Annotated in this window: 19 protein-coding genes; 15 read left to right on the forward strand and 4 right to left on the reverse strand. The window is 68.7% G+C overall.

Annotation, left to right across the window (positions count from 1 at the left end; all coding sequences use genetic code 11):
* Nucleotides 1-76 precede the first annotated feature (76 nt).
* Nucleotides 77-1,414, reverse strand: coding sequence for an RICIN domain-containing protein (locus AC0NH5_RS24735; RefSeq protein WP_474407986.1), 1,338 nt, complete (start codon nt 1,412-1,414; stop codon nt 77-79).
* 248 nt (nt 1,415-1,662) lie between these two features.
* Here AC0NH5_RS24735 and AC0NH5_RS24740 point away from each other — a divergent pair, with 248 nt between their 5' ends.
* The 5 genes from AC0NH5_RS24740 to AC0NH5_RS24760 are packed head-to-tail and all read left to right on the forward strand — an operon-like array spanning nt 1,663 to nt 8,371.
* The gene (locus AC0NH5_RS24740; protein ID WP_474407988.1) at nt 1,663-4,047 is read left to right on the forward strand and encodes a ricin-type beta-trefoil lectin domain protein; all 2,385 of its coding nucleotides are present in this window, start codon (nt 1,663-1,665) and stop codon (nt 4,045-4,047) included.
* Nucleotides 4,048-4,060: 13 nt separating this feature from the next.
* Complete coding sequence (locus AC0NH5_RS24745; RefSeq protein WP_474407990.1) at nt 4,061-5,383, forward strand: ABC transporter substrate-binding protein; 1,323 nt, start codon at nt 4,061-4,063, stop codon at nt 5,381-5,383.
* A complete protein-coding gene (locus AC0NH5_RS24750) occupies nt 5,380-6,312 on the forward strand; it encodes a carbohydrate ABC transporter permease (protein WP_474407992.1) in 933 nt (310 codons plus the stop codon). The genes AC0NH5_RS24745 and AC0NH5_RS24750 overlap by 4 nt, the downstream gene beginning before the upstream one ends.
* A gap of 4 nt (nt 6,313-6,316) precedes the next feature.
* A complete protein-coding gene (locus AC0NH5_RS24755; RefSeq protein WP_474407995.1) occupies nt 6,317-7,198 on the forward strand; it encodes a carbohydrate ABC transporter permease in 882 nt (293 codons plus the stop codon).
* A 27-nt stretch (nt 7,199-7,225) separates the two neighbouring features.
* Nucleotides 7,226-8,371, forward strand: a complete 1,146-nt coding sequence (locus tag AC0NH5_RS24760; protein WP_474407997.1) for a mandelate racemase/muconate lactonizing enzyme family protein — start codon at nt 7,226-7,228, stop codon at nt 8,369-8,371.
* Nucleotides 8,372-8,393: 22 nt separating this feature from the next.
* On the opposite strand, the gene AC0NH5_RS24765 is transcribed toward AC0NH5_RS24760, so the two are convergent.
* The gene (locus AC0NH5_RS24765; protein ID WP_474407999.1) at nt 8,394-9,143 is read right to left on the reverse strand and encodes a FadR/GntR family transcriptional regulator; all 750 of its coding nucleotides are present in this window, start codon (nt 9,141-9,143) and stop codon (nt 8,394-8,396) included.
* 425 nt (nt 9,144-9,568) lie between these two features.
* Here AC0NH5_RS24765 and AC0NH5_RS24770 point away from each other — a divergent pair, with 425 nt between their 5' ends.
* The 4 genes from AC0NH5_RS24770 to AC0NH5_RS24785 all read left to right on the forward strand — a co-directional run bounded on the left by AC0NH5_RS24770 (nt 9,569) and on the right by AC0NH5_RS24785 (nt 11,863).
* The gene (locus tag AC0NH5_RS24770) at nt 9,569-9,703 is read left to right on the forward strand and encodes a hypothetical protein (RefSeq protein ID WP_474408001.1); all 135 of its coding nucleotides are present in this window, start codon (nt 9,569-9,571) and stop codon (nt 9,701-9,703) included.
* A 135-nt stretch (nt 9,704-9,838) separates the two neighbouring features.
* Entirely contained in the window at nt 9,839-10,165 is a 327-nt protein-coding gene (locus tag AC0NH5_RS24775) for a carboxymuconolactone decarboxylase family protein (protein WP_474408003.1), read from the forward strand.
* Nucleotides 10,166-10,254: 89 nt separating this feature from the next.
* Complete coding sequence (locus AC0NH5_RS24780; RefSeq protein WP_474408005.1) at nt 10,255-11,214, forward strand: YihY/virulence factor BrkB family protein; 960 nt, start codon at nt 10,255-10,257, stop codon at nt 11,212-11,214.
* Between the two features lie 139 nt (nt 11,215-11,353).
* On the forward strand, nt 11,354-11,863 hold the full coding sequence (locus AC0NH5_RS24785; RefSeq protein ID WP_474408008.1) for a hypothetical protein: 510 nt from the start codon (nt 11,354-11,356) through the stop codon (nt 11,861-11,863).
* A gap of 97 nt (nt 11,864-11,960) precedes the next feature.
* Here the strand turns inward: AC0NH5_RS24785 and AC0NH5_RS24790 are convergent, their stop codons facing one another.
* On the reverse strand, nt 11,961-12,158 hold the full coding sequence (locus tag AC0NH5_RS24790) for a hypothetical protein (RefSeq protein ID WP_474408010.1): 198 nt from the start codon (nt 12,156-12,158) through the stop codon (nt 11,961-11,963).
* 106 nt (nt 12,159-12,264) lie between these two features.
* Here AC0NH5_RS24790 and AC0NH5_RS24795 point away from each other — a divergent pair, with 106 nt between their 5' ends.
* Nucleotides 12,265-12,921, forward strand: a complete 657-nt coding sequence (locus tag AC0NH5_RS24795; RefSeq protein WP_474408012.1) for a hypothetical protein — start codon at nt 12,265-12,267, stop codon at nt 12,919-12,921.
* Nucleotides 12,922-12,986: 65 nt separating this feature from the next.
* Nucleotides 12,987-13,541 carry a hypothetical protein gene (locus AC0NH5_RS24800; protein ID WP_474408015.1) on the forward strand — a complete coding sequence of 185 codons (555 nt, stop codon included), beginning with the start codon at nt 12,987-12,989 and terminating at the stop codon, nt 13,539-13,541.
* Nucleotides 13,542-13,710: 169 nt separating this feature from the next.
* Here the strand turns inward: AC0NH5_RS24800 and AC0NH5_RS24805 are convergent, their stop codons facing one another.
* Complete coding sequence (locus tag AC0NH5_RS24805) at nt 13,711-14,229, reverse strand: hypothetical protein (protein WP_474408017.1); 519 nt, start codon at nt 14,227-14,229, stop codon at nt 13,711-13,713.
* A 551-nt stretch (nt 14,230-14,780) separates the two neighbouring features.
* On the opposite strand from AC0NH5_RS24805, the gene AC0NH5_RS24810 reads away from it, so the two are divergent.
* The 4 genes from AC0NH5_RS24810 to AC0NH5_RS24825 are packed head-to-tail and all read left to right on the forward strand — an operon-like array spanning nt 14,781 to nt 18,915.
* A complete protein-coding gene (locus AC0NH5_RS24810; RefSeq protein ID WP_474408019.1) occupies nt 14,781-15,698 on the forward strand; it encodes a glycosyltransferase family 2 protein in 918 nt (305 codons plus the stop codon).
* Nucleotides 15,695-16,873, forward strand: a complete 1,179-nt coding sequence (locus AC0NH5_RS24815) for a glycosyltransferase family 4 protein (protein WP_474408021.1) — start codon at nt 15,695-15,697, stop codon at nt 16,871-16,873. The genes AC0NH5_RS24810 and AC0NH5_RS24815 overlap by 4 nt, the downstream gene beginning before the upstream one ends.
* A complete protein-coding gene (locus tag AC0NH5_RS24820; RefSeq protein ID WP_474408024.1) occupies nt 16,849-17,811 on the forward strand; it encodes a glycosyltransferase in 963 nt (320 codons plus the stop codon). Before AC0NH5_RS24815 ends, AC0NH5_RS24820 begins: the two co-directional genes overlap by 25 nt.
* The gene (locus tag AC0NH5_RS24825) at nt 17,812-18,915 is read left to right on the forward strand and encodes a glycosyltransferase family 4 protein (protein WP_474408026.1); all 1,104 of its coding nucleotides are present in this window, start codon (nt 17,812-17,814) and stop codon (nt 18,913-18,915) included. It abuts the gene before it with no gap.
* Nucleotides 18,916-19,002 lie beyond the last annotated feature (87 nt).

Below are 19,002 nucleotides of genomic sequence, written 5' to 3' on the forward strand. Positions count from 1 at the left end.
AGCCGGGTGGGGAGAGTGGCGGCGTTCCTGCGGTCCGCGTCGAGGAGGGCGTCAGGCCCGCGTTCAATGCCGCCGGTCAGGCCCGGGCCCAGCGCTGGTTGGCGCCGTTGTGGCAGCCCCAGACGACGACCGCGGTGCCGTTCGCGGCGGCGGAGCCGGTGACGTCGAGGCAGAGCCCGGTCTGCGCGTTGCTGATCGTGCCGTTGCCGGTGACGTTCCACTGCTGGTTCGTGCCGCCGTTGCAGTCCCAGATCTGCACCCGGGTGCCGGCGGCGGCGTTCGGCGCCAGGTCCAGGCACTTGCCCATCACCCGGAGCTCGCGCCCGTTCTGGCTGAACTGCTGGTTGGCGTCGGTGTGACAGTCCCAGACCTGCGTCGCGGTGCCGTTGGCCGAACCCGCGCCGCTGACGTCGAGGCACCTGCCGGCCGACTCGCTGCGCAGCCGGAACGTGGTCGGCCCAGGCCCGGGTCCGGGGTCGGAGCCGGCGAACTGCGTGAAGAAGCTCCACACCACCGTCCTGGTCCACGAACGCTCACCCGGTTCGAAGTCGCCGGCCGACCCGTCGACCGGGCCGGGGGTGTGTCCCGCGTCGTACGCGGCCCAGGTCACCGGATATCCGGCTCGGCACCCGGAGTAGGCGGTGACGGTGTGGGTGAGGCTGCCCTGCGCGGGCTCGGGCGGATTCTGCGCTGTGCAGCCGTTGTTGCGGACGAACCTGTCCCGCAACGCCCGGCCCTGGGAGATGTTGAGGACCGGGTCCCGTAGGCCGTGCAGTCCGATGTAGGCGATCGGCTGGGTGCCGCCGGTGCATCCGCTGAGCTGTCCACCGGCGTAGACCGCGACCGCGCGGAACACGGTCGCGCGGGCGCAGGCGAGGGCGTAGCTCATCCCGCCGCCGTAGCTGAAGCCGCCGGCGAAGCGCTGTGTGGTGTCGACGCACAGGGCGGCCTCGATCTGCGCGAGCATGGCGTCGACGAAGAGCAGGTCCTCGCCGCCCGCGTTGGCCCAGCCGTTGTTGAGACCCTGCGGTGCGACGAAGATCGTGCTGTTGCCGGACAGGGCCCGCAGCCCGTAGTACGACCAGGGGTAGCCACTGGTCCCACCCGAGTCGACGTCGCCCGCGGTGCCGCCGTTCCAGTGGAACCCGAGGACCAGGCGGTGCCGGCGGTTGTTGTCGTAGTTGTCGGGGATCCGCAGGATGTAACTGCGGTTCTTCCCGTTGGCCTGGATCGAGCGCGAACCGCTGGTCAAGGCCGGTGCCTTGCCGCATCCGCTGCTCGGGGCGAGGGCGACGGCCGCTTTCGCCGACGCCGCCGGCGGCGTGACGGCGGTGACGCCGGCGGCGGTGAGGACCACTGTCGCGGCGGTGACGAAGAAGGTCCGCCACCGATGATGACCGGTGCCTTGTCGCATGAGTGCTCCGCTCTTCATGGTGCGGCGGTAAGACCACCGAAGGACGTGGCCAGCATGTGAGCACGTATCGCCGTAAGTCAATGCGACTGAATCGGGACCAGCTCCGTTACGGATTTCTGGAGCTTTGTCGATCGACGTTCATCGCTTGACGTGGTGGAAACGCCGCCTTAACGTCGGCCGGGTCAAACGTCATACGTCATACGCAAGCTCGACGGCCTCGCCTCCATCCCCACATCGAGGAGATCCCCATGTCGGTGTCCGCGTTGTCCACGGTGCGAAGGCGGGTCCTGGCCGGATCCCTCGCGGCAAGCGTGGCCGCCGCCGCGGTGACCGTCGCCGGGGCCACCCCTGCGCTGGCGGCGCCCACGATGCTCTACGCCTCACCCACCGGCTCCGGGAGCACCTGCTCCAGTGCCCAGCCGTGTTCGCTGACGGGGGCGCAGACCGCGGTGCGGGCATTGAACGACGCGATGTCCGACGACATCGTGGTACAGCTGGCCGACGGCGTGTACCGCCTGTCGGCACCGTTGCGGCTGACGGCCGAGGACTCCGGCACCAACGGTCACACCGTGGTGTGGCGCGCGGCCCCGTCGGCCCGTCCGGCGATCAGCGGCGCGCGGGCGGTCACCGGATGGACTCTGGCCGACGCCGGTCGCAACATCTGGCGGGCCGATGTCGGAGCCGGGACGGACACCCGGCAGCTCTACGTCGACGGCGCCATCGCCACCCGGGCGCGCACCCAGGTCAACCGGGCGGACTTCACCGCCACCAACACCGGCCTGCGGTTCAGCAACAGTGCGCTGAGCTACCTCAACAATGTGGCCGACCAGAGCCGGGTGCAGATGGAGAGCGTCAACTCCTTCACCGACAGGTACGTGTCCGTGCAGGGCATCAGCGGCAACTTCATCACCATGCAGCAGCCGGGCTGGAACAACAACACGTTCGGGTACGACACGTTCACCAGCCCGCACCGGGCCGGCCCGCTGTACCTGGTCAATGCCTACGAATTCCTGGACGCGTCGGGGGAGTGGTACCTCAACCCCGGCACCGGCGCGCTGTACTACATCCCGGCGGCGGGGCAGACCATGAGCGCCGTCAGCGTGGAACTGCCGGTCCTCCAGTCGCTGGTGCAGGTGGGCGGCACCTACGACGCGCCCGCCCACCACCTGACGTTCACCGGGATCACCTTCACCGGTACGAGCTGGCGCGGCGCCGGCAGCAATCAGGGCTTCGCGGACCAGCAGACCGGCGCGTACCTGACCGGCAACTGGAACTGGCCGGCGCTGAGTGCCTGCCAACAGGGCTGCACCCAGTTCGAGGCCGCCCGGCCGCACTGGAACCAGATGCCCGCCGCCGTCCAGGTCTCCGCCGCCACCAGCATCACGTTCAGCGGCTCCCGATTCGTCAACCTCGGCCAGACGGCCATCGGCATCGGCAACGACGCCAACGCCCACGGCAGCGGGGTCGGCCTCGGCGCGGCCGGCATCACGGTCACCGGGTCGGAGATCGCCCGGAGCTCGGCCGGCGGCATCGTGGTCGGTGGCGTGCGCGCCGACGCGCACCACCCCGGCGACCAGCGGATGGTCAACCGCGACATCACGATCAGCGACAACCGCATCCACGACCTCGGCGTGGAGTACCGGGGCAACGTGTCGGTCCTGACGACCTACGTCACCAACTCCACCGTGTCGCACAACGAGGTCTACAACATGCCCTACTCCGGCATGTCGATCGGTTACGGCTGGGGCGCCAACGAGCCCGGCGGCAGCACCCAGTACGCCAACCGGGGCCTGTACAACTACCAGCTGCGGTACACCACACCGACCACCGCGAGCAACAACCGGCTGATCGGCAACTACATCCACGACGTGATGCAGCAGATGACCGACGGCGGGTGCATCTACACGCTGTCGTGGAACCCGGGCGCCCGCATCGACGGGAACCACTGCCTGCGTACCAACGGCTGGTTCGGGCTCTACTTCGACGAGGGTTCCAAGTACTTCACCGCCACCGGCAACGTCTTCTCCTCCGTCGGCACCTGGCTGACCGCCAACTACTGGGGCGGGGAGAACATGGGCAACTTCACCGTCACCGGCAACTGGACGAGCAGCAGCGGCAGCAACGTGACGAACGGCGACCGCGGCAACGTGGTCACCAACAACGTCACGGTGACGAACGGAAACTGGCCGCCGGCCGCCCAGGCCGCGATGGCAGCCGCCGGGGTGCGCAGCGGCGGCAACCCGCAGACGGGCCGGATCGTCGGCGCTCAGTCCGCCCGGTGCGTCGAGGTGCCGGGCGGCAGCACGGCCAACGGCACCCCTGCCCAGCTCGGCGACTGCACCGGTGCGGCGAACCAGACCTGGACCGCGACGTCCGGCAGGCAGCTGACCGTCTACGGCGGCACCAAATGCCTGGATGCGAGCGGAGCCGGCACCAGCAACGGCACCGCGGTCATCATCTGGGACTGCAACGGCCAGGCCAACCAGCAGTGGAACCTCACCGCGAGCGGGACCGTCGTCGGCGGCCAGTCCGGGCTCTGCCTGGACGCCACCGGCGCCGGCACCGCCGCCGGAACCAGGCTCAACCTCTGGTCCTGCCACGGCGGCGCCAACCAGCAATGGGCCCTTCGCTGAAAAGGACGAATACATGGTACGAACCAGGTCCGTCCGCACCATTCTCGGCTGCGTCGCGGTACTGACCGTCGCCCTCGCCGGCTGCGGTGGCGGTGGCGGTGACAGTCAGGTCGCCCAGGACGACAAGGCCACGATCACGGTGTGGGTGGACGCGGACCGGACCAAGGCCGCCGACGCCTTCAAGAAGGCCCACCCCGAGGTGCCGATCGAGGTGGTCACCTACGACGGCTCGGCCAACGGCTCCAACTCCTTCCGTACGAAGATCCAGCTCTTCGACCGGACCGGGAGCGGCTGGCCCGACGTGGTGTTCTCCACGCAGAACAACGACGCGGCGTGGGCCGCCCAGGCGAACAACGGCAAACAGGCCTTCGCCGCGGTCCTCGACGGCGGGCTCGTGCCCCAGGAGACCCTCGACGGGTTCATCGAGGGCGCGCTGAACCCGTGCACCGTCGACGGCAAGGTGCACTGCCTGCGCAACGACCTCGCCCCGGTGGTGCTCTGGTACAACAAGGCGCTGTTCGAGCGGTTCGGATATCAGGTCCCCACCACCTGGCAGCAGTACCAGGCACTCGGTGAGCGGGTGGTCCGCGAGCACCCCGGCCACATCGTCGGCACCGTCGGCGACGCCTGGACCCCGGAAACCTACTTCTGGGGCAGCAAGTGCCAGGCGAACGACATCACCGGGCCGAAGTCCGTCACCGTGAACACGGGGACGGAGCAGTGCCGGCGCGCCGCGTCGATGCTGGACACGCTGATCAAAAATGGCGCCACGCCGAACGTCAGCGTCTTCGCGCCCGAGTTCGTGAAGAAGTACTCCGGCAAGGTGCTCATGACGCCCGGACCGGCCTGGTACGCGGGCGCCATCTTCAACAACCCGGAGTCCCTCGACGTCCCGGCCGGTCAGCTCGGTGTCGCCGCGCCGCTGGCGTGGGCGGGCGAGGAAGCGGTGACCGGCAACGTCGGCGGCGGCACCTGGTTCGTCAGCAGTCACTCGAAGAATCTCAAGGCGGCCGAGATCTTCGCCCGGTTCGTCACGACGGCCGACGAATACCAGGTCGCGCTCGCCCCCGGCTACCCCGCGTACGGACCGGCCGCCGAGAGGTGGGTGGCGAAGCAGGAGTCGAGCGGCTATTACGCCACGGACCTGCAGCCCGTCGTCAAGGCCGGCGCGTCGATCTGGAGCGGCTGGGGCTCGGGGATCTTCAGCCAGGAGGCCATCTGGGCCAAGACGATGACCCCGGCGATCGCCGACGGCAAGAGCCTCGTCGACCTCCTTCCACAATGGCAGACGGCGATCACGAACCAGGCGCAGGTCGACGGATACACGGTCGGATGACGGTCGTCGGTGAAGCCGTCCCCGCGGCGGCCATGACGACAGCGCGGGCGGGTGGGCGACCACCCGCCCCGCGCGGCATCGCACTGAGCTACGGCCTGATCTCCGTCTACGTGGTGCTCACGCTCGCGTTCGGGGTGCTGCCGGGCGGCTACGCGGTCTACCTCGCGTTCACCGACACCACGGGCCGCTTCGCGGGCCTGGCGAACTTCACGAAGGTGGCCGGCGACTTCCGCTTCTGGCCCGCGGTCTCCCACGTCGCGCTGTACCTGGTGATCTGGCTTGCCGCGCTGGTCGTGCTGGTGACGGTGCTGGCGATCGTCGTCCACGCGATGAGCGTCCGCTGGCTCAGCCGGACACTGCGGTTCGTCTTCTACCTGCCGGGGGCGCTGGCGGGCGCGTCGAGCGTCCTGCTGTGGCTGTTCGTCCTCGACCCGGCGGCGAGCCCGGCCGGCGGCCTGCTGCGGCTGCTGGGTTTCGACAGCTTCGTCCAGGTCATCGTCCCGGGCAATCTACCCGTGGTGTTCGCGATCATCGCCTTCTGGACCGGTGCCGGCGGCTGGATCGTGATCATGTACGGCGCCCTGAACACGATCAGCGCCGAGATCATCGAGGCGGCCCGGGTGGACGGTGCGAGCGCCGTCCAGATCGCCTGGCGCATCCAGCTGCCGATGCTGCGCAGATGGATCTCCTACATGGGCATCATGTCGCTCGCCGCCGGCACCCAGCTCTTCGTCGAGCCGCAGCTGCTCTCCCAGGCCAGCAACGCCGTCGTGCCGAACGACTACTCGCTCAACCAGCTCGCCTACCAATACGCCTTCCAGCAGAACGACTTCAACGGGGCGGCGGCCATCTCCCTGCTGCTGCTCGTCGTCGCCCTCGCGCTGTCGGCCGTCTTCGTGACGCGCGGCGGCCTGTTCGAACGGGAGTGACACCATGACCTCTGCGAAAGTCAGTGGCTGGAGCGGCCGTACGATCGTCGCGGTCATGGTGACGGTCTTCGTGCTGTTCTTCGCCGTACCCATCGTCTGGCTGCTGCTGGCCACCACCAAATCCGCGCGGGGCCTGTCCGTCGGCAACCCGTTCACGCCCGGCAGCGCGGCCGGACTGGCCGCCAACTGGAACCGGTTGTTCGACTACCAAGACGGCGCGGTCACCACCTGGATGACCAACTCGGCGCTGTACGCCCTGGGTGCGCTGGCGCTCACCCTGGTGGCGAGCATCCCGGCGGGCTACGCGCTGGCCCTGACCACCTTCCGGTTCCGGCGGCTGCTGCTGGTGCTGACGCTCGTCGTCATGCTGATCCCCAACACCGCGCTGGTTCTTCCGATCTTCCTGGAGCTGAACGCGGTGGGCCTGATCGGCAGCCCGCTGTCGGTGATCCTGCCGATGTCGTTCTTCCCGTTCGGGGTGTACCTCACCTACATCTACTTCTCCACGAGCATCCCCCGCGACCTGCTCGCCGCGGCCCGCATCGACGGGTGCCGGGAGATCCAGGTCTTCACCAGGATCGCCCTGCCGCTGGCCGCGCCGATCGTCGCGCTCGTCGCGTTCTTCAGCTTCGTCCAGAACTGGAACAACTTCTTCCTGCCGTTCGTGATGCTGCCGTCGAGCGACGGCTACCCGATGCAGGTCGGACTGACCTCCCTGCTCGCCTCGACGCCGGCGTTCAACCCCAGCTCCGCGGGCGCGCAGTCGGTGCAGTTGCCGACGCTCGCCCTGGCGACGGCCGTCTCGGTGCTGCCGGTGCTCATCGTCTTCATCGTGTCCCAGCGCTTCCTGGTCGCCGGCATGACAGCCGGCGGGACCAAGGAGTGAGCCCAACCGTTGCGGCGAGGAGCTGACATGAAGGTCACCGGCTATCGGAGCCTGCTGACCGAGCACGACTGGGGCCGGCTGACGGGCGACGCCAACGGCGTGATGCCGGGGCCGCGTACCGACGTGCACGTCCTGATCCTGGAGACCGACGACGGCCTGGAAGGCGTCGGCCTCGGCGCGCACGGCGACATCGACCGGATCTTCGGTGCGGTCGAGGGCGAGGACCCGCGGGCGGTCACCGCGCTCTACGACCGCATGCTGAACCGGGTCTTCAAGGCCGGCCACGCGGGGGCGACGTTCGGGGCGATCGGCGCGATCGACATGGCGCTCTGGGACCTCAAGGCGAAGGCGGCGGGGGAGCCGCTCTGGCGCACCCTCGGCGCACTCGACAGGTATGTGCCGGGTTACGCCTCCGGCCTCGACATCGCACTCGACGACGAGGCACTGGTCCGGCTCTACGAGCGCTTCGCCGACCGCGGTTTCAGCTCCGCCAAGCTCAAAGGCGGCCTCGACGTCACCCGCGACAGGCGGCGGCTCCTGGCGGTCCGCGAGGTACTCGACCGCAACTCGGCACACCCGGCACTCATGCTCGACGCCAACGAGGCCTGGAATCGTACCCAGGCAGTCCGTTTCGTCAGTGAGCTGGAACGTACCGTCGACCTCGCCTGGATCGAGGAACCGGTGCGCCGGTGGGACGCGGCGGGTCTCGCCTCGGTGCGGCAGCACGTCCGCGCGGGCGTGGCGACCGGCGAGAACCTGACCGGCCTGGAACAGTACCGGCCGCTGCTCGACGCCGACGCCGTCGACATCGTGCAGGTCGGCAATGTCTGGGGCATCACCCACTTCCTCCGGGTGGCCGCCGTCGCGCACAGCCGCGACCTGCCGGTGAGCCCGGTGGCCTACCACGGCAACCCGGTGGCGCACGCCGCCGTGGCGGTGCCCAACCACCTGGCCTTCGAGGTCCAGCACCTCGACCCGCCGATCGGCCTGCGCGTCGATCAGGAAATTCTGGACGGCGGGATCGTCCTCGGCGATCAGCCGGGCCTGGGCATCCGGGTCGACGAGGACCGGATCGCGGAGGTCCGGGCGGTCAATCCGATGGCCCGGATCGCCGGTCCGCACGTCCGTCCCGCACGGGCCGGCCTGCGGCTGATCCCCGAAAATCCCGCGTGAGTACGACCGGAGCACTGCGGCCTTACTCGTTGCCCTCCGGTGGCGCTGCCGGGCGGCGCCGCTGCCACGAGTTGACGATGTGGTCACGCATCGCCCGCTCGGCACCCTGGACGTCGTCGCGCCGGATGGCCTCGACCACCCGGCCGTGCTCCTCGATCGTCGAGGTGAACGCCCCCTCGTAGCCGAGCCCCTGATATCTCCGGCTCTCCAGCGCGCGACGGTAGAGCCGCTTCGTGATGTTCTCCGCCAGCCGATTGCGGGAGATCTCCATGATCGTGAAGTGGAAGACCACGTCCTCCTGCCGGAAGGCGTCGCTCTCCTGCCCCATCTCCCGCATGGCGTCCAGCACGTGCTCGACACGGGCCAGCTCGTCCGGGGTGTGGCGGGCGGCCACCGCGCCGGCCATGGCCGACTCCAGGTTGCCGCGCACGATCGTGAGTTCGTCGAGGATGCCCAGCGACTCGTCGTTGTCGATCAGTGCGGAGAGGATGATCGGATCCAGCATGTTCCACGACCCGGACCGGGCCACCTGGGTGCCGCGCCCCTGCGCGACGACGACGAGCCCCTTCTCCTCGAGTCGCTTCACCGACTCGCGGATCACGGTGCGGCTCACCCCGAAGTGCTCACTGAGCGGTCCCTCCGGCGGAAGCAAGCCACCTTCGGGGATCTCACCGGTGACGATGAGCTCGACCAGTTCACTGGTCACCGCCACACCCAGCCGCTCCGAACGACGCCGGGGCGGAAAGGTCAAGGTGTAGGGCTGGGCTGCCATGCCCGCAAATATACGGCGCGTGACACGTCCTTCCCGGCCCTCGGCCGCGGGCAGAAAAGCGATGTCGTGATCGCGTTCAGCTCCGGTGTGGGCGGTAGCATGGGGCTGTTGCCCCAGCCCTCGGCGATGATCCCGATCTGCGGGCCGTCCAGCGCGAACACGACCTGTCAGACTCAGCGCGACTCGCCGGCGTCGATGCCGGTGGCCAGGGCGGTGACCGTCATGCGCAACTCGGCGACCGGCGACGAACACCGTCGTAACGCCGTGCCGGGCCATCAGAATCCCGCCGGAGCCTTCAGGTTCTCCCCGTGCGGCGCCATCACCCATGCCTGGGCCCGAACAACCAGGGCCGTCTCGCGGACAAGTCTCCGGTTCACGGAACTGGGGCTCGTTCACCGGCAGTTCCCCGTCCAGAAGGAGTGGTCATGTCAGAGAAGTCCGTGCGCAAGAGCAACGACAAGAAAAAGGGCAAGACTTTGAAGGAGAAGCAGCAGGCGAAGAAGGTGAAGCGCATCATGCAGGCGGGCAAGACCTCGAACATCCCGCCTACCGGTCATTGAGAGCAGCAGCATCTCTCCGCCGGCGACGCATGGCGGTGCCCGCTCATCCCTCTCGGATGAGGAAAACCGCACGCCGCCGAACGAGCCTGTAGCTGCGCGAGCGGACGGCTCACGTCAGCCGGAAGGAGAACGTCGATGGCAACCGGAGAAGCACCCGTTTTCGAGGCCTTGACCGAGATCAACGCGGTGTCGCTGGCCCGGGTCGAGCTCGACCCCGCCACACTGCTCATGGTCCGGATCGCCGCGCTGGTCGCGGTCGACGCACCCCCGGCCTCCTACCTGCTGCACGTGTCCCCGGCGGTGGAGTCCGGCGTCAAGCTCGACGATGTTCAGGATGTCCTGGTCGCTGTCGCGCCCATCGTCGGCGCGCCGCGCGTGCTCCGGGCCGCGGGCGCGATCACCAAGGCGCTCGGTGTCGCCATCGCCATGACGAGCGAGACAGCGGACGAGGCCGACGCCTGACTCACGAGCGCCGGTCGTGGCGGGCGCCGGCGTCGGGTGCCGGATCCCGGCTGCGTCGAAGGGGTGTACGCCGGGTATAGCCGCCTCTTGTGACGGCTCCGGGTTTCGTACGGCTGATTGCGGCAGGGTGGCGCCGGTTCCGGCGCAGTGCCGGGTGGTGGAAGCATCTGGCCCGCGCCGGGATGCGGTACGACGTCGCCGATGGGGGCCGGCTCGCCGCCGCGGTCACCTATTACGCGTTCTTCGCGATGTTCTCGCTGGGCATGCTGGGGTTCGCGGTCCTCACCTCGGTCCTGGACAACCCGTCGGTGCTGGGCTGGACGGAACAGTACGCCGCGGAATATCTGCCCAACGTGGACGTGGGGACGTTGCGGAACGTCGGCAGCACGGCCGGGATCATCGCCTTCGTCGGCCTGCCGCTCACCGGGTGGTTCTGGGCCGACGCGATGCGATCGTCGATCCGCCGGATCTGGGAGATGCCCGAATATCCCGGCCGGCTGGTCGTCCGGGTGCTCATCGATCTGCTCATACTGGCCGGGTTGGGGATCCTGCTGGTCGTGTCGCTGTCGGCGGCATATCTGAGCACCATCGTCGCGAATCGGCTGGTCGATGCGACCGACACCGATGCCACGCCGGCGCGGTGGATCCTGGCCGCGGTGACGCTGTTGCTGGGCGCCGGTGTGAACCTGGTGCTGGCCGCCGCCATGCTGACCGGACTGCCGCGGGTGCGGATGTCGTGGCGCCGGGTTCTCGGCCCGGCGTTGCTGGTGGCCGTCGGCCTGGAACTGCTCAAGGCCCTCGGCAGCCTCTATGTCGGGCAGATCGCGGCCAATCCCGCGTATCAGCTGGTGGCCGGCCCGGTCGGGCTGCTGGTCTTCCTCAACGCCGTCAACCAGATGGTGCTCTTCGCCGCCGCGCTGACCGCGACGAGCACCGCCGGCCGCCCGGCCGACCTCGCCACCGCCGATGACAGCGAGAGGCACGACCCGCCCGGTTCGCCGGGCGACGACGGGGAGTCTGTTCCCTCACATGAAGCAACTGGGTCTTGACACGCTGTGTCCCTGATCCGGCAGCCTGCTGTCTCCCGCCGGGGATACGGTCTGGGTGATTCCCCGGTACGCCCGACAACGCTGGGCGCCAGGCACATCGGTGCGGCACCGGATCTCGGAGATGCAAGGGAGCATCGCCATGACCGATCGCTTCGATCCCAACATTCCACCCACCGGGCCGACCGACCCTGCCATCGAGGGTGAGTTCCTCGGCATCGTCGGCATCACCGACAGGCCCACGCTCGGGAAGTCCAACCTGGTCGTCAACCGGGCCAAGCCGTTCGACATCGACGTCAGCTGGCGCGTGTTCGGCAACCTGGTCCCACTGTGGCTGACGGCGCTGTCCGTGCGCACCCAGGACTGGGTCGTCACCGCGTTCGCGGAGTCGCAGGGCCCCGGCGTCGAGGTGTCCCTCGGTGAGGTCCGGGTCCCGGTTCGCGGGCCGTTCTTCTCGCAGAACGAGATCTACAAGGCCAGGATCGAGGTCCCGGCCTTCGCGCTGCCCGAGGGCAACCCCGGCAACACCACAGAGGCCGGCGTCTACAAGATCGTCGTTACGACGTTCCTCGACTCCGACCTCGGGCCCGTCGGTTACGACATGATGGGTTACGCCGAGGGGCCGATCATCAAGGTGGAAGACCCCAACTGACGGCCCGGCCGGTCGGCCCGCCCGGACAACGGCGTCCGGTCCGGCCGGCCGGCCTTCGGGTCCGCGTCGGACAGGCCCGGGCCGCGGATCGGCCGGATCACGTCAGATCGACGGCGTCGATGGTGATGGCGCCGAGGGACCCGGTGTGCCGGGCGTCGAAGTCACCCTGGTCGATCACGGTGAGCCGGGGACGTGACTTGCCCACGACCACCCGGCGGCCGCAGACCTCGTCGGCGCAGACGAAAAGCACGTCGGTGGCGCTCTCCGCCTCGCAGATCATGGTGTGGATCGCCATATCAACCTCGCTTCTGGCCGGGATTCCAGGGTTCCCGAGCGATCCGGCCTTAATCACCCGACTGCCCACAGCCACTGGAAGTGGCACATTCTCCGTGGAGCGAGTTATGGACGAGACGACCCGGCTGACGCCGGCCACGCGCGCCGCTCTGGTGGCGCTCTCCCAGGGCAGCTGTGACTTCCCCGGCTGCCGCACACCCGTCACGGTGCTTCTCGGCGGTGAACCCGAGGTCAACGTCGAGCCGGTCCGCATCCGCGGAACCGACCCGGACGGACCGCGGCACGCGCCGGGGCTGACCCCCGAGGAGCGGGACAGCTATGACAACCTGCTCCTGCTCTGCGTCCCGCACCGCAAGGCGATCGACCGCAACGAGTCGGCGCACCCGGTCGAACTGCTCCAGACGTGGAAACCGGCGCCGCCCGGACCGCTGTCGCATCTGCGGGGCCTGACCGAGGAGCGCCTGGACATGCTGCTGACCACGGCGTTCGCCGCGGCCCGCGAAGAGATCGACGAGGCGCTCACCGCTTTCGAGAAGTCCGACCCGGCGGCGGCCCAGCTCCTGCGCGAGCTGACGGACACGCTGCACGACCAGCGCAGCCGGTACGGCGCTGATCGCAACCTCGCCGCGGCCATGACCACGCTCAACAAGCGGATGGACGCTCTGCTGAGCCGGCTCGAGGACAAGCCGTCGCGCCCGCCGCGCATCAACGTCGGCTGGCAATCTCCGGCGCCGGCCGCCACTCCCGGTTCCGCGGCAGGATGATTGGATCTTCTTCTTATTGCTGATCCATAGATGTCAGTGTCCGTGCGCATCGGTGAATGCGTCGGGTGAGTCCGATTCCCGACCGCGCCGTGGCGTTGACACCGTCGGGCACGGTCTCGGGTGCGTTCGGTGACCCACTGCCGGACGTCACCGGCAAGACGTTCAAGGTGTCCGTCGAGAACGGCGACAAGGACTGGGACATCGACCTCTTCGACCCGGCCGCCGACGGTGCCGGACCGGCTCGGGTGAGCGAGCTGGCCCTACTGCTCGAGCGCAAACTGCGCCGGGCCGCCCCGGGCCGCCCGGGCTCCACGGCGCTGTCCGGCGCTCGCGTCCACACGGTCGGCCAGCGCCTGCAGGTGCTGGCCGGTGAGCCGGGCGCGGTGCTCCGCTTCACCGGCTCCGACGCCAACGACCTCACACTCGAAGGGCGCGGTCAACCCGCCGGCCGCCGCGCTGTCCGGCGGCAGCGACCGCAACCGGCCCACGGCGGCCGACTTCATCGGCAGTCAGGACGCCAAGACCGGCATCTACGCGCTGCTCGACGTGGACGACCTCAACCTGTCCCGGGCTTCCGGTGGCGGCGACCTCGTCGGGGTTCGGTGGCGAGAGGACCGTGATCCTAACCCGCGACGAGGTCCTGCCGTGCCGGCGAGGAGCCTGCCGGTCCCGTGGCGATGGAGACGGCCCGCGTGACTCCGTTCTGTGCCGGCAGCTCGACGTCGGTTCCGCCGGGACGGATCCGGACGTCAGCCGACACTCGCCGCGCGCGGGTTCACCAGTCCGAAATCAGTTGAAGAAAGACCCGAGGAAGGGCAGGTCCTGGACGTCGGGGAGCGTCCGCTTGTCACCCATGTCGTACGTGGTGTTGTAAGTCGTATTGTAATTTGTATTGTATGTCTTGCTGTAATTGGTGTTGTAATGCGTGTCACGAGTCGTGTTGTAGTGAGTGTCGCGACTGGTGTTGTGAGTGACGTTGCGACTCGTGTTTTTATGCGTGTCATGACTGATGTTCTTGTGGGTGTCGTGGCTGGTGTTGTTATGGGTGTCACGACTGGTGTGGCGATTGATGGTGTCACCCTTGTCATTTTTGGTGTCGTTGCCGGAGGCCGCTCGGACACAGTGGGGCTTGTTCCGCCGGATGTCGTTCTTACTGCAGGCGGGGCTTTTTCCCCTGGCGGTGTTGCTGCCGTTCTGAGCCGCGACGGAGGCGTTCGTCGAGGGGGCCGCCACGGCGGGCGCCGCGACGAAGCCCAGTGCGGCAGCCGCTGCGCCGGTCAGGACGGCCAGCCTCAGGTGATTCTTCATAGGAATCCTTCACGTGAGCAAATGGGGGAGTGCCGGATATAACCACTTTCCGGTGCTGCCTCATCATGCCGACCTTGAAGCGCCGCATCGGGGAGGCCCGCCGTCACAATCTTCATTTCCCGCGTTCGAGCGAAAATGTGGGCCGACCCGAATCCTTTCGCCCGGCGGGGCAGAGGTGAGCGGTCGTCCGTGTCGGCGCTGATTTTGGTTCGCCCTCATAGGCCCGTGACTGTCTTCCGGCGACGGGGGCGGCCGGCCCGGCGGCCAGGAGGCGAAATACCGGAAAGATCCCGTACGTGATCATAACCGTTTTTCGGAGCGTACTCCCCATCCCGGGTTGTGAACTGCTGCCGCGGCCGAGCAGGTCGGCCAGGACGTGCGCCCACCCGGCTTGCCGCAGGTCATGGGCGACATCCGCAGCCGGGCGATGAACCGCTCCTGCGAACGGCAGCGGTGCCCGGCGGATCGGCCGGATGACGGTGAAGATCACTCACGGCTGCACGGAGGAGGGACGACGCGGATCCACCGAATGGCCATGAAACGTCTGTTGAATGGCGGCCGAACCTTTCTTTTGGGGATTCCCCCACGCCCGGGTTCCGGACCGTGTTAATTCTTCCGGGAGCACAAACGGTGCACCTGGAGGAAAGTTGCTCGTCTCAGTAGTCGTTCCCGCTTTGAACGAGCGCGAGAACATAGCGCAGACCATTGGGGCCATCCCGGTCGAGAAGTTGAGGTCGGAAGGGCACGAGACGGAGATCGTCATCGTCGACAACGGGTCGACGGACGGCACCGGGCAGCTGGCCCGGCAGCTCGGTGCGAAGGTGATCGTCCAGCCGGTACGAGGCTATGGCAATGCGTACAAGGCCGGATTCGCCAATTGTTCCGGTGAAATCATCGCCACCGGGGACGCGGACCGGACCTACCCCTTCGAGATCCTGCCGGAGGTGGTGGGCACTCTGGAGAGTGAGAACATCGACTTTCTCACCACCAACCGACTCGACGGCCTGGAGCCTGGATCGATGTCGCGTTCCCACCTCTGGGGCAACAGAGGACTGAGTGCGGCGGCACGGCAGCTGTTCGGTGTGCCCTTCCACGACTCGCAGTCCGGCATGTGGGTGTTCCGCCGGAAGGTGTGGGCGGCGCTGCGGATGCGTTCCGGCGGGATGGCCTTCTCCCAGGAGATCAAGGTCGAGGCCTTCCGGCACGGATTCAAGTGCGCGGAGATCCCCATCGTCTACCGCCCGCGCGGCGGCGAATCGAAGATCCACACCGTCGTCGACGGGTTGCGCAACCTGGCGCAGCTGATGGTCGAGCGCACCAGGCCGGTGGCCTCCGCCCGAAGCCGCGGCTATGCGGACACGGCGGAGGGCCTGGGGGTACCACAGATCTTCCCGACCGCTCCCGCGGCGGTCTGCAGTGCCTGCTTCGACCGGAGCGCGCCGCACCTGGCCCCCGTGACACCGCCGTGAGGATCCTGATCGTCTCCAGCTATTTCCCGCCCCATGTAGGCGGTGTCGAGGTGGTGGCCCAGCAACAGGCTCACAGCCTTGCCGACGCCGGTCACACGGTCGTCGTCGCCACCTCACACACCGAGCCCGTTCCGGCCGGGCAGGACGGACGCGACGGCTATGACGTCGTCCGGCTACCCGTGAGCAACGTCGTGGAGCGTCGCACCGGTGTGCCGTACCCGATCATCGGGCCGGCCTTCTGCCGTGCCCTCGCCTCGCTGATCAACTGGTGCGACCTGGTCCACGTGCATGATGTGCTGTACCAGCCGTCCCAGCTCGCCGCTCTGCTCGCACGGTTCGCCGGCAAGCCGATGTACGTCACCCAGCACGTTGGGCACATCGACCACCCCAACCCGGTGGTGGTGGCGATCACGCGGTTGTCGGTGGCCGTCGCCGGCCGTTACCTCTGGCGCAAGGCCCGACAGGTGGTCGCCCACAACGGACTCGTCGCCGATTATCTTCGGGCCCGGGGGGTGCCCGCCACTCGTGTCGTGCTCGCCCCCAACGGCATCGACACCACGGCGTTCACTCCCGGACGGACCCGTGACGAGCACGCGATGCGGCAGCGGCTCGGATTGCCGGACGGGCTTCCGCTGGTGCTGTTCGCCGGTCGGCTGGTACCGCGAAAAGGTTACGATCGGCTGATCGAGGCGGCGGGGGCCGGTTACCACGTGGTGCTGGCCGGTTCCGGCCGGCCGGCGCGCCCGGTGCCGGCGGGAGTCAGTTGGGTCGGCCCCGTACCGCGCGCCGATCTCGTCACGCTCTACCGCCTCGCCGACATCTTCGTCCTGCCGTCCGACGGCGAGGTGTTCCCGCTGGCGGTGCAGGAGGCGATGGCCTGCGGTCTGCCGATCGTGACGACTGACGACCCCCGCTACCACACCTACGACATCGACCGCGAGCTGTTCCTCCTCGTCGATCCCCACCCCGGCGAGCTGCGCCGGGCGATCCGCGCGATCCTGGCCGACCCCGCCCTGAGCCGGCGCATGACCGAGCACTCCCGGCGGTTCGCGGTCGAGCACTTCGACTGGCGCGTCAACCAGAAGGCCCTTTCCCAGGTGTACGACCAGGGTGACCACGCCGACGGGAACCCCAACCGTGAGGACCGGACATGGACATCAGCGTCGTCGTCCTGACCTACAACAGCGCCCGTACCATCGACCGCTGCCTCGACTCCCTCGCCGCGCAGCAGATCGCGCCCGCGGAGATCGTCGTCGTCGATGACGACTCGACGGACGCTACCCTCGCCGCCGTGGCGGCGTTCCGCGATCGGTGCGATGTGCCGGTGCGCGTTCTGCGCAACGGCAGCCACAACATTTCCCGCGGCCGTAACCTCGGGATGTCAGCCGCGAGGACCCGGCTTGTGGCATTCCTCGACTCCGACGCCTGGGCCGTCCCCGAATGGACCGGCGAGCTCGTCGCCGCGTTCGCCGGACAGGCCGGGGTGGGCGTGGTCGGTGGTGGTATCGACACCGCGCACGCGTCGCCGTTCGCCGAGGCGGTCGCCGTCAACGACGACACGGTCCGGCGGCTCGCGACCTCCGGTGAGCTGCTGGTCGGCGGCTGCAACATGGCCGTCGACCTGACCGCCGTCGCGGGTGAACGATTCGACGAGCGCTGGGTGCACGCCGAGGACATCGAGTTCGTCGACCGTGTCGGGGACCGGTGCGGCTGGGCGGTCGCTCCAGCGGCTCGCGTCTGGCACGAGAGCAGAGCCACACCCTGCGCGTACTTACGGCAGATGTTTCGGTACGGCCTGTGGCGGGTTCGGTACGCGGCACGCACCCGTAAGGTGCGGGCGATCGATTACGTGCCCACCGCCGCGCTGGTCGCCGCCGTGGTGCTGAGCGCGGCCGTGTCGCCGTACTGGTTTTTGACCGTACCAGGCATGTCGCTCGCGGAGACGGCTTTCGTGATCAGCTACCGGCGCCCGCCGATCCGGCTGTGGCCGCTCATGGCGCTCGGCTGGCTGGTCAAGAACACCGGGTGGGGTCTCGGTGTCCTGGTGGCGATCGTCCAGCAGTCGACCGCCCGCTCCCAGGTGCCGCCGCAGTTGACCCGGACGGCGGCCTGAATGGAGATCGTTCAGGTCGCCGCCCTGTACCCACCGCACCTGGGTGGCGAGGAAAAGGTGGCCCAGCACCTGGCGGGCCTGCAGTCACAGCAACACGACGTGACCGTCTACACCTCCCGGATCGGCGCGGCCACCGCCCCGCGTCTCGAGCAGCACGGGCGGCTGCGAGTTTTCCGCGACGGGGCCCGGCGTATCGGCAACACGCCCATCACCCCGCATCTGCTGCGCCGCCTGCTGCAGCACCGGCCCCGGCCGGACATCGTGCACGTGCACGCCGGGCTGGCGGTCACCCCGGAGATCGTACGGCTGGCGTCCTGGCTGCGCAGGATCCCGTACGTCGTACATCTGCACCTGATGGTGCGGCCTTCCAGCCGCGCCGGTACCTGGCTGCTCCCGTTGTACCAGCGGATGTTCTACCGCGGTTTTCTGCGGCAGGCGGCCCGCGTCATCTGCCTGACCGAGGCCATGCGGCAGGGGGTCATCGAGATCTTCGGACTTCCTCCGGAGCGGGTGGTGGTGGTGCCCAACGGGGTGGACACCACCGTGTTCACCGTGGCCGAACCGGACCGGCGGGCGGACCGCGAACTGCTGTTCGTCGGCCGGCTGACCGCACAGAAGAACGTCGGCCTGCTGGTGGAGGCGATGGCTGCGCTGCCGGAGGCGACTCTGCGCGTCGTCGGCACCGGCGAACTCCACCAGGCGCTGGAGCGCCGGATCGCTGAACTGGGCCTGACGAACGTCCGGTTCGAGGGCCAACTGGCAGCTCCTGAGATCGCCGCCTGCTACCAGCGGGCCACCGCCGTGCTCATGCCGTCCACGCACGAGGGTCTGCCGCTGGTGCTCCTCGAGGCGATGGCTGCGGGCGCGCCGGTGATCTGTTCGGACCTGCCGGAACTGATGGAGATCGGCCGGGACGCGGTGGTCGCGGTCGAGCCGCTCACCCCCGAGCGGCTCGCCGAGTCGGTCCGCGACCTTCTCGCCGACGCCCCGCGCCGGGAGCGGCTCTCCCGGCTGGCACGCAGCCGGGCGGCTGGTTACGCGTGGCCCCAGGTCGTTGATCGCGTGGACGCTGTCTACGCCCAGGTACTGGAGGAGGGTTTTTGATCGCGGCTGACGGTCTGGTCCGGGGATGCGAAGGCCTCCTGTCGCCTGGTTGGCCCGGCAGTCGCCGGAGCCGAGTGCTGTCCTGCG

Source organism: Actinoplanes sp. 13 (assembly GCF_056134165.1).

Coding starts and splice junctions, on each gene's coding strand:
- AC0NH5_RS24735 (WP_474407986.1), bottom strand. CDS start 1,414: ATGCGACAAGGCACCGGTCATCATCGGTGGCGGACCTTCTTCGTCACC.
- AC0NH5_RS24740 (WP_474407988.1), top strand. CDS start 1,663: ATGTCGGTGTCCGCGTTGTCCACGGTGCGAAGGCGGGTCCTGGCCGGA.
- AC0NH5_RS24745 (WP_474407990.1), top strand. CDS start 4,061: ATGGTACGAACCAGGTCCGTCCGCACCATTCTCGGCTGCGTCGCGGTA.
- AC0NH5_RS24750 (WP_474407992.1), top strand. CDS start 5,380: ATGACGGTCGTCGGTGAAGCCGTCCCCGCGGCGGCCATGACGACAGCG.
- AC0NH5_RS24755 (WP_474407995.1), top strand. CDS start 6,317: ATGACCTCTGCGAAAGTCAGTGGCTGGAGCGGCCGTACGATCGTCGCG.
- AC0NH5_RS24760 (WP_474407997.1), top strand. CDS start 7,226: ATGAAGGTCACCGGCTATCGGAGCCTGCTGACCGAGCACGACTGGGGC.
- AC0NH5_RS24765 (WP_474407999.1), bottom strand. CDS start 9,143: ATGGCAGCCCAGCCCTACACCTTGACCTTTCCGCCCCGGCGTCGTTCG.
- AC0NH5_RS24770 (WP_474408001.1), top strand. CDS start 9,569: ATGTCAGAGAAGTCCGTGCGCAAGAGCAACGACAAGAAAAAGGGCAAG.
- AC0NH5_RS24775 (WP_474408003.1), top strand. CDS start 9,839: ATGGCAACCGGAGAAGCACCCGTTTTCGAGGCCTTGACCGAGATCAAC.
- AC0NH5_RS24785 (WP_474408008.1), top strand. CDS start 11,354: ATGACCGATCGCTTCGATCCCAACATTCCACCCACCGGGCCGACCGAC.
- AC0NH5_RS24790 (WP_474408010.1), bottom strand. CDS start 12,158: ATGGCGATCCACACCATGATCTGCGAGGCGGAGAGCGCCACCGACGTG.
- AC0NH5_RS24795 (WP_474408012.1), top strand. CDS start 12,265: ATGGACGAGACGACCCGGCTGACGCCGGCCACGCGCGCCGCTCTGGTG.
- AC0NH5_RS24805 (WP_474408017.1), bottom strand. CDS start 14,229: ATGAAGAATCACCTGAGGCTGGCCGTCCTGACCGGCGCAGCGGCTGCC.
- AC0NH5_RS24810 (WP_474408019.1), top strand. CDS start 14,781: ATGGCGGCCGAACCTTTCTTTTGGGGATTCCCCCACGCCCGGGTTCCG.
- AC0NH5_RS24820 (WP_474408024.1), top strand. CDS start 16,849: ATGGACATCAGCGTCGTCGTCCTGACCTACAACAGCGCCCGTACCATC.
- AC0NH5_RS24825 (WP_474408026.1), top strand. CDS start 17,812: ATGGAGATCGTTCAGGTCGCCGCCCTGTACCCACCGCACCTGGGTGGC.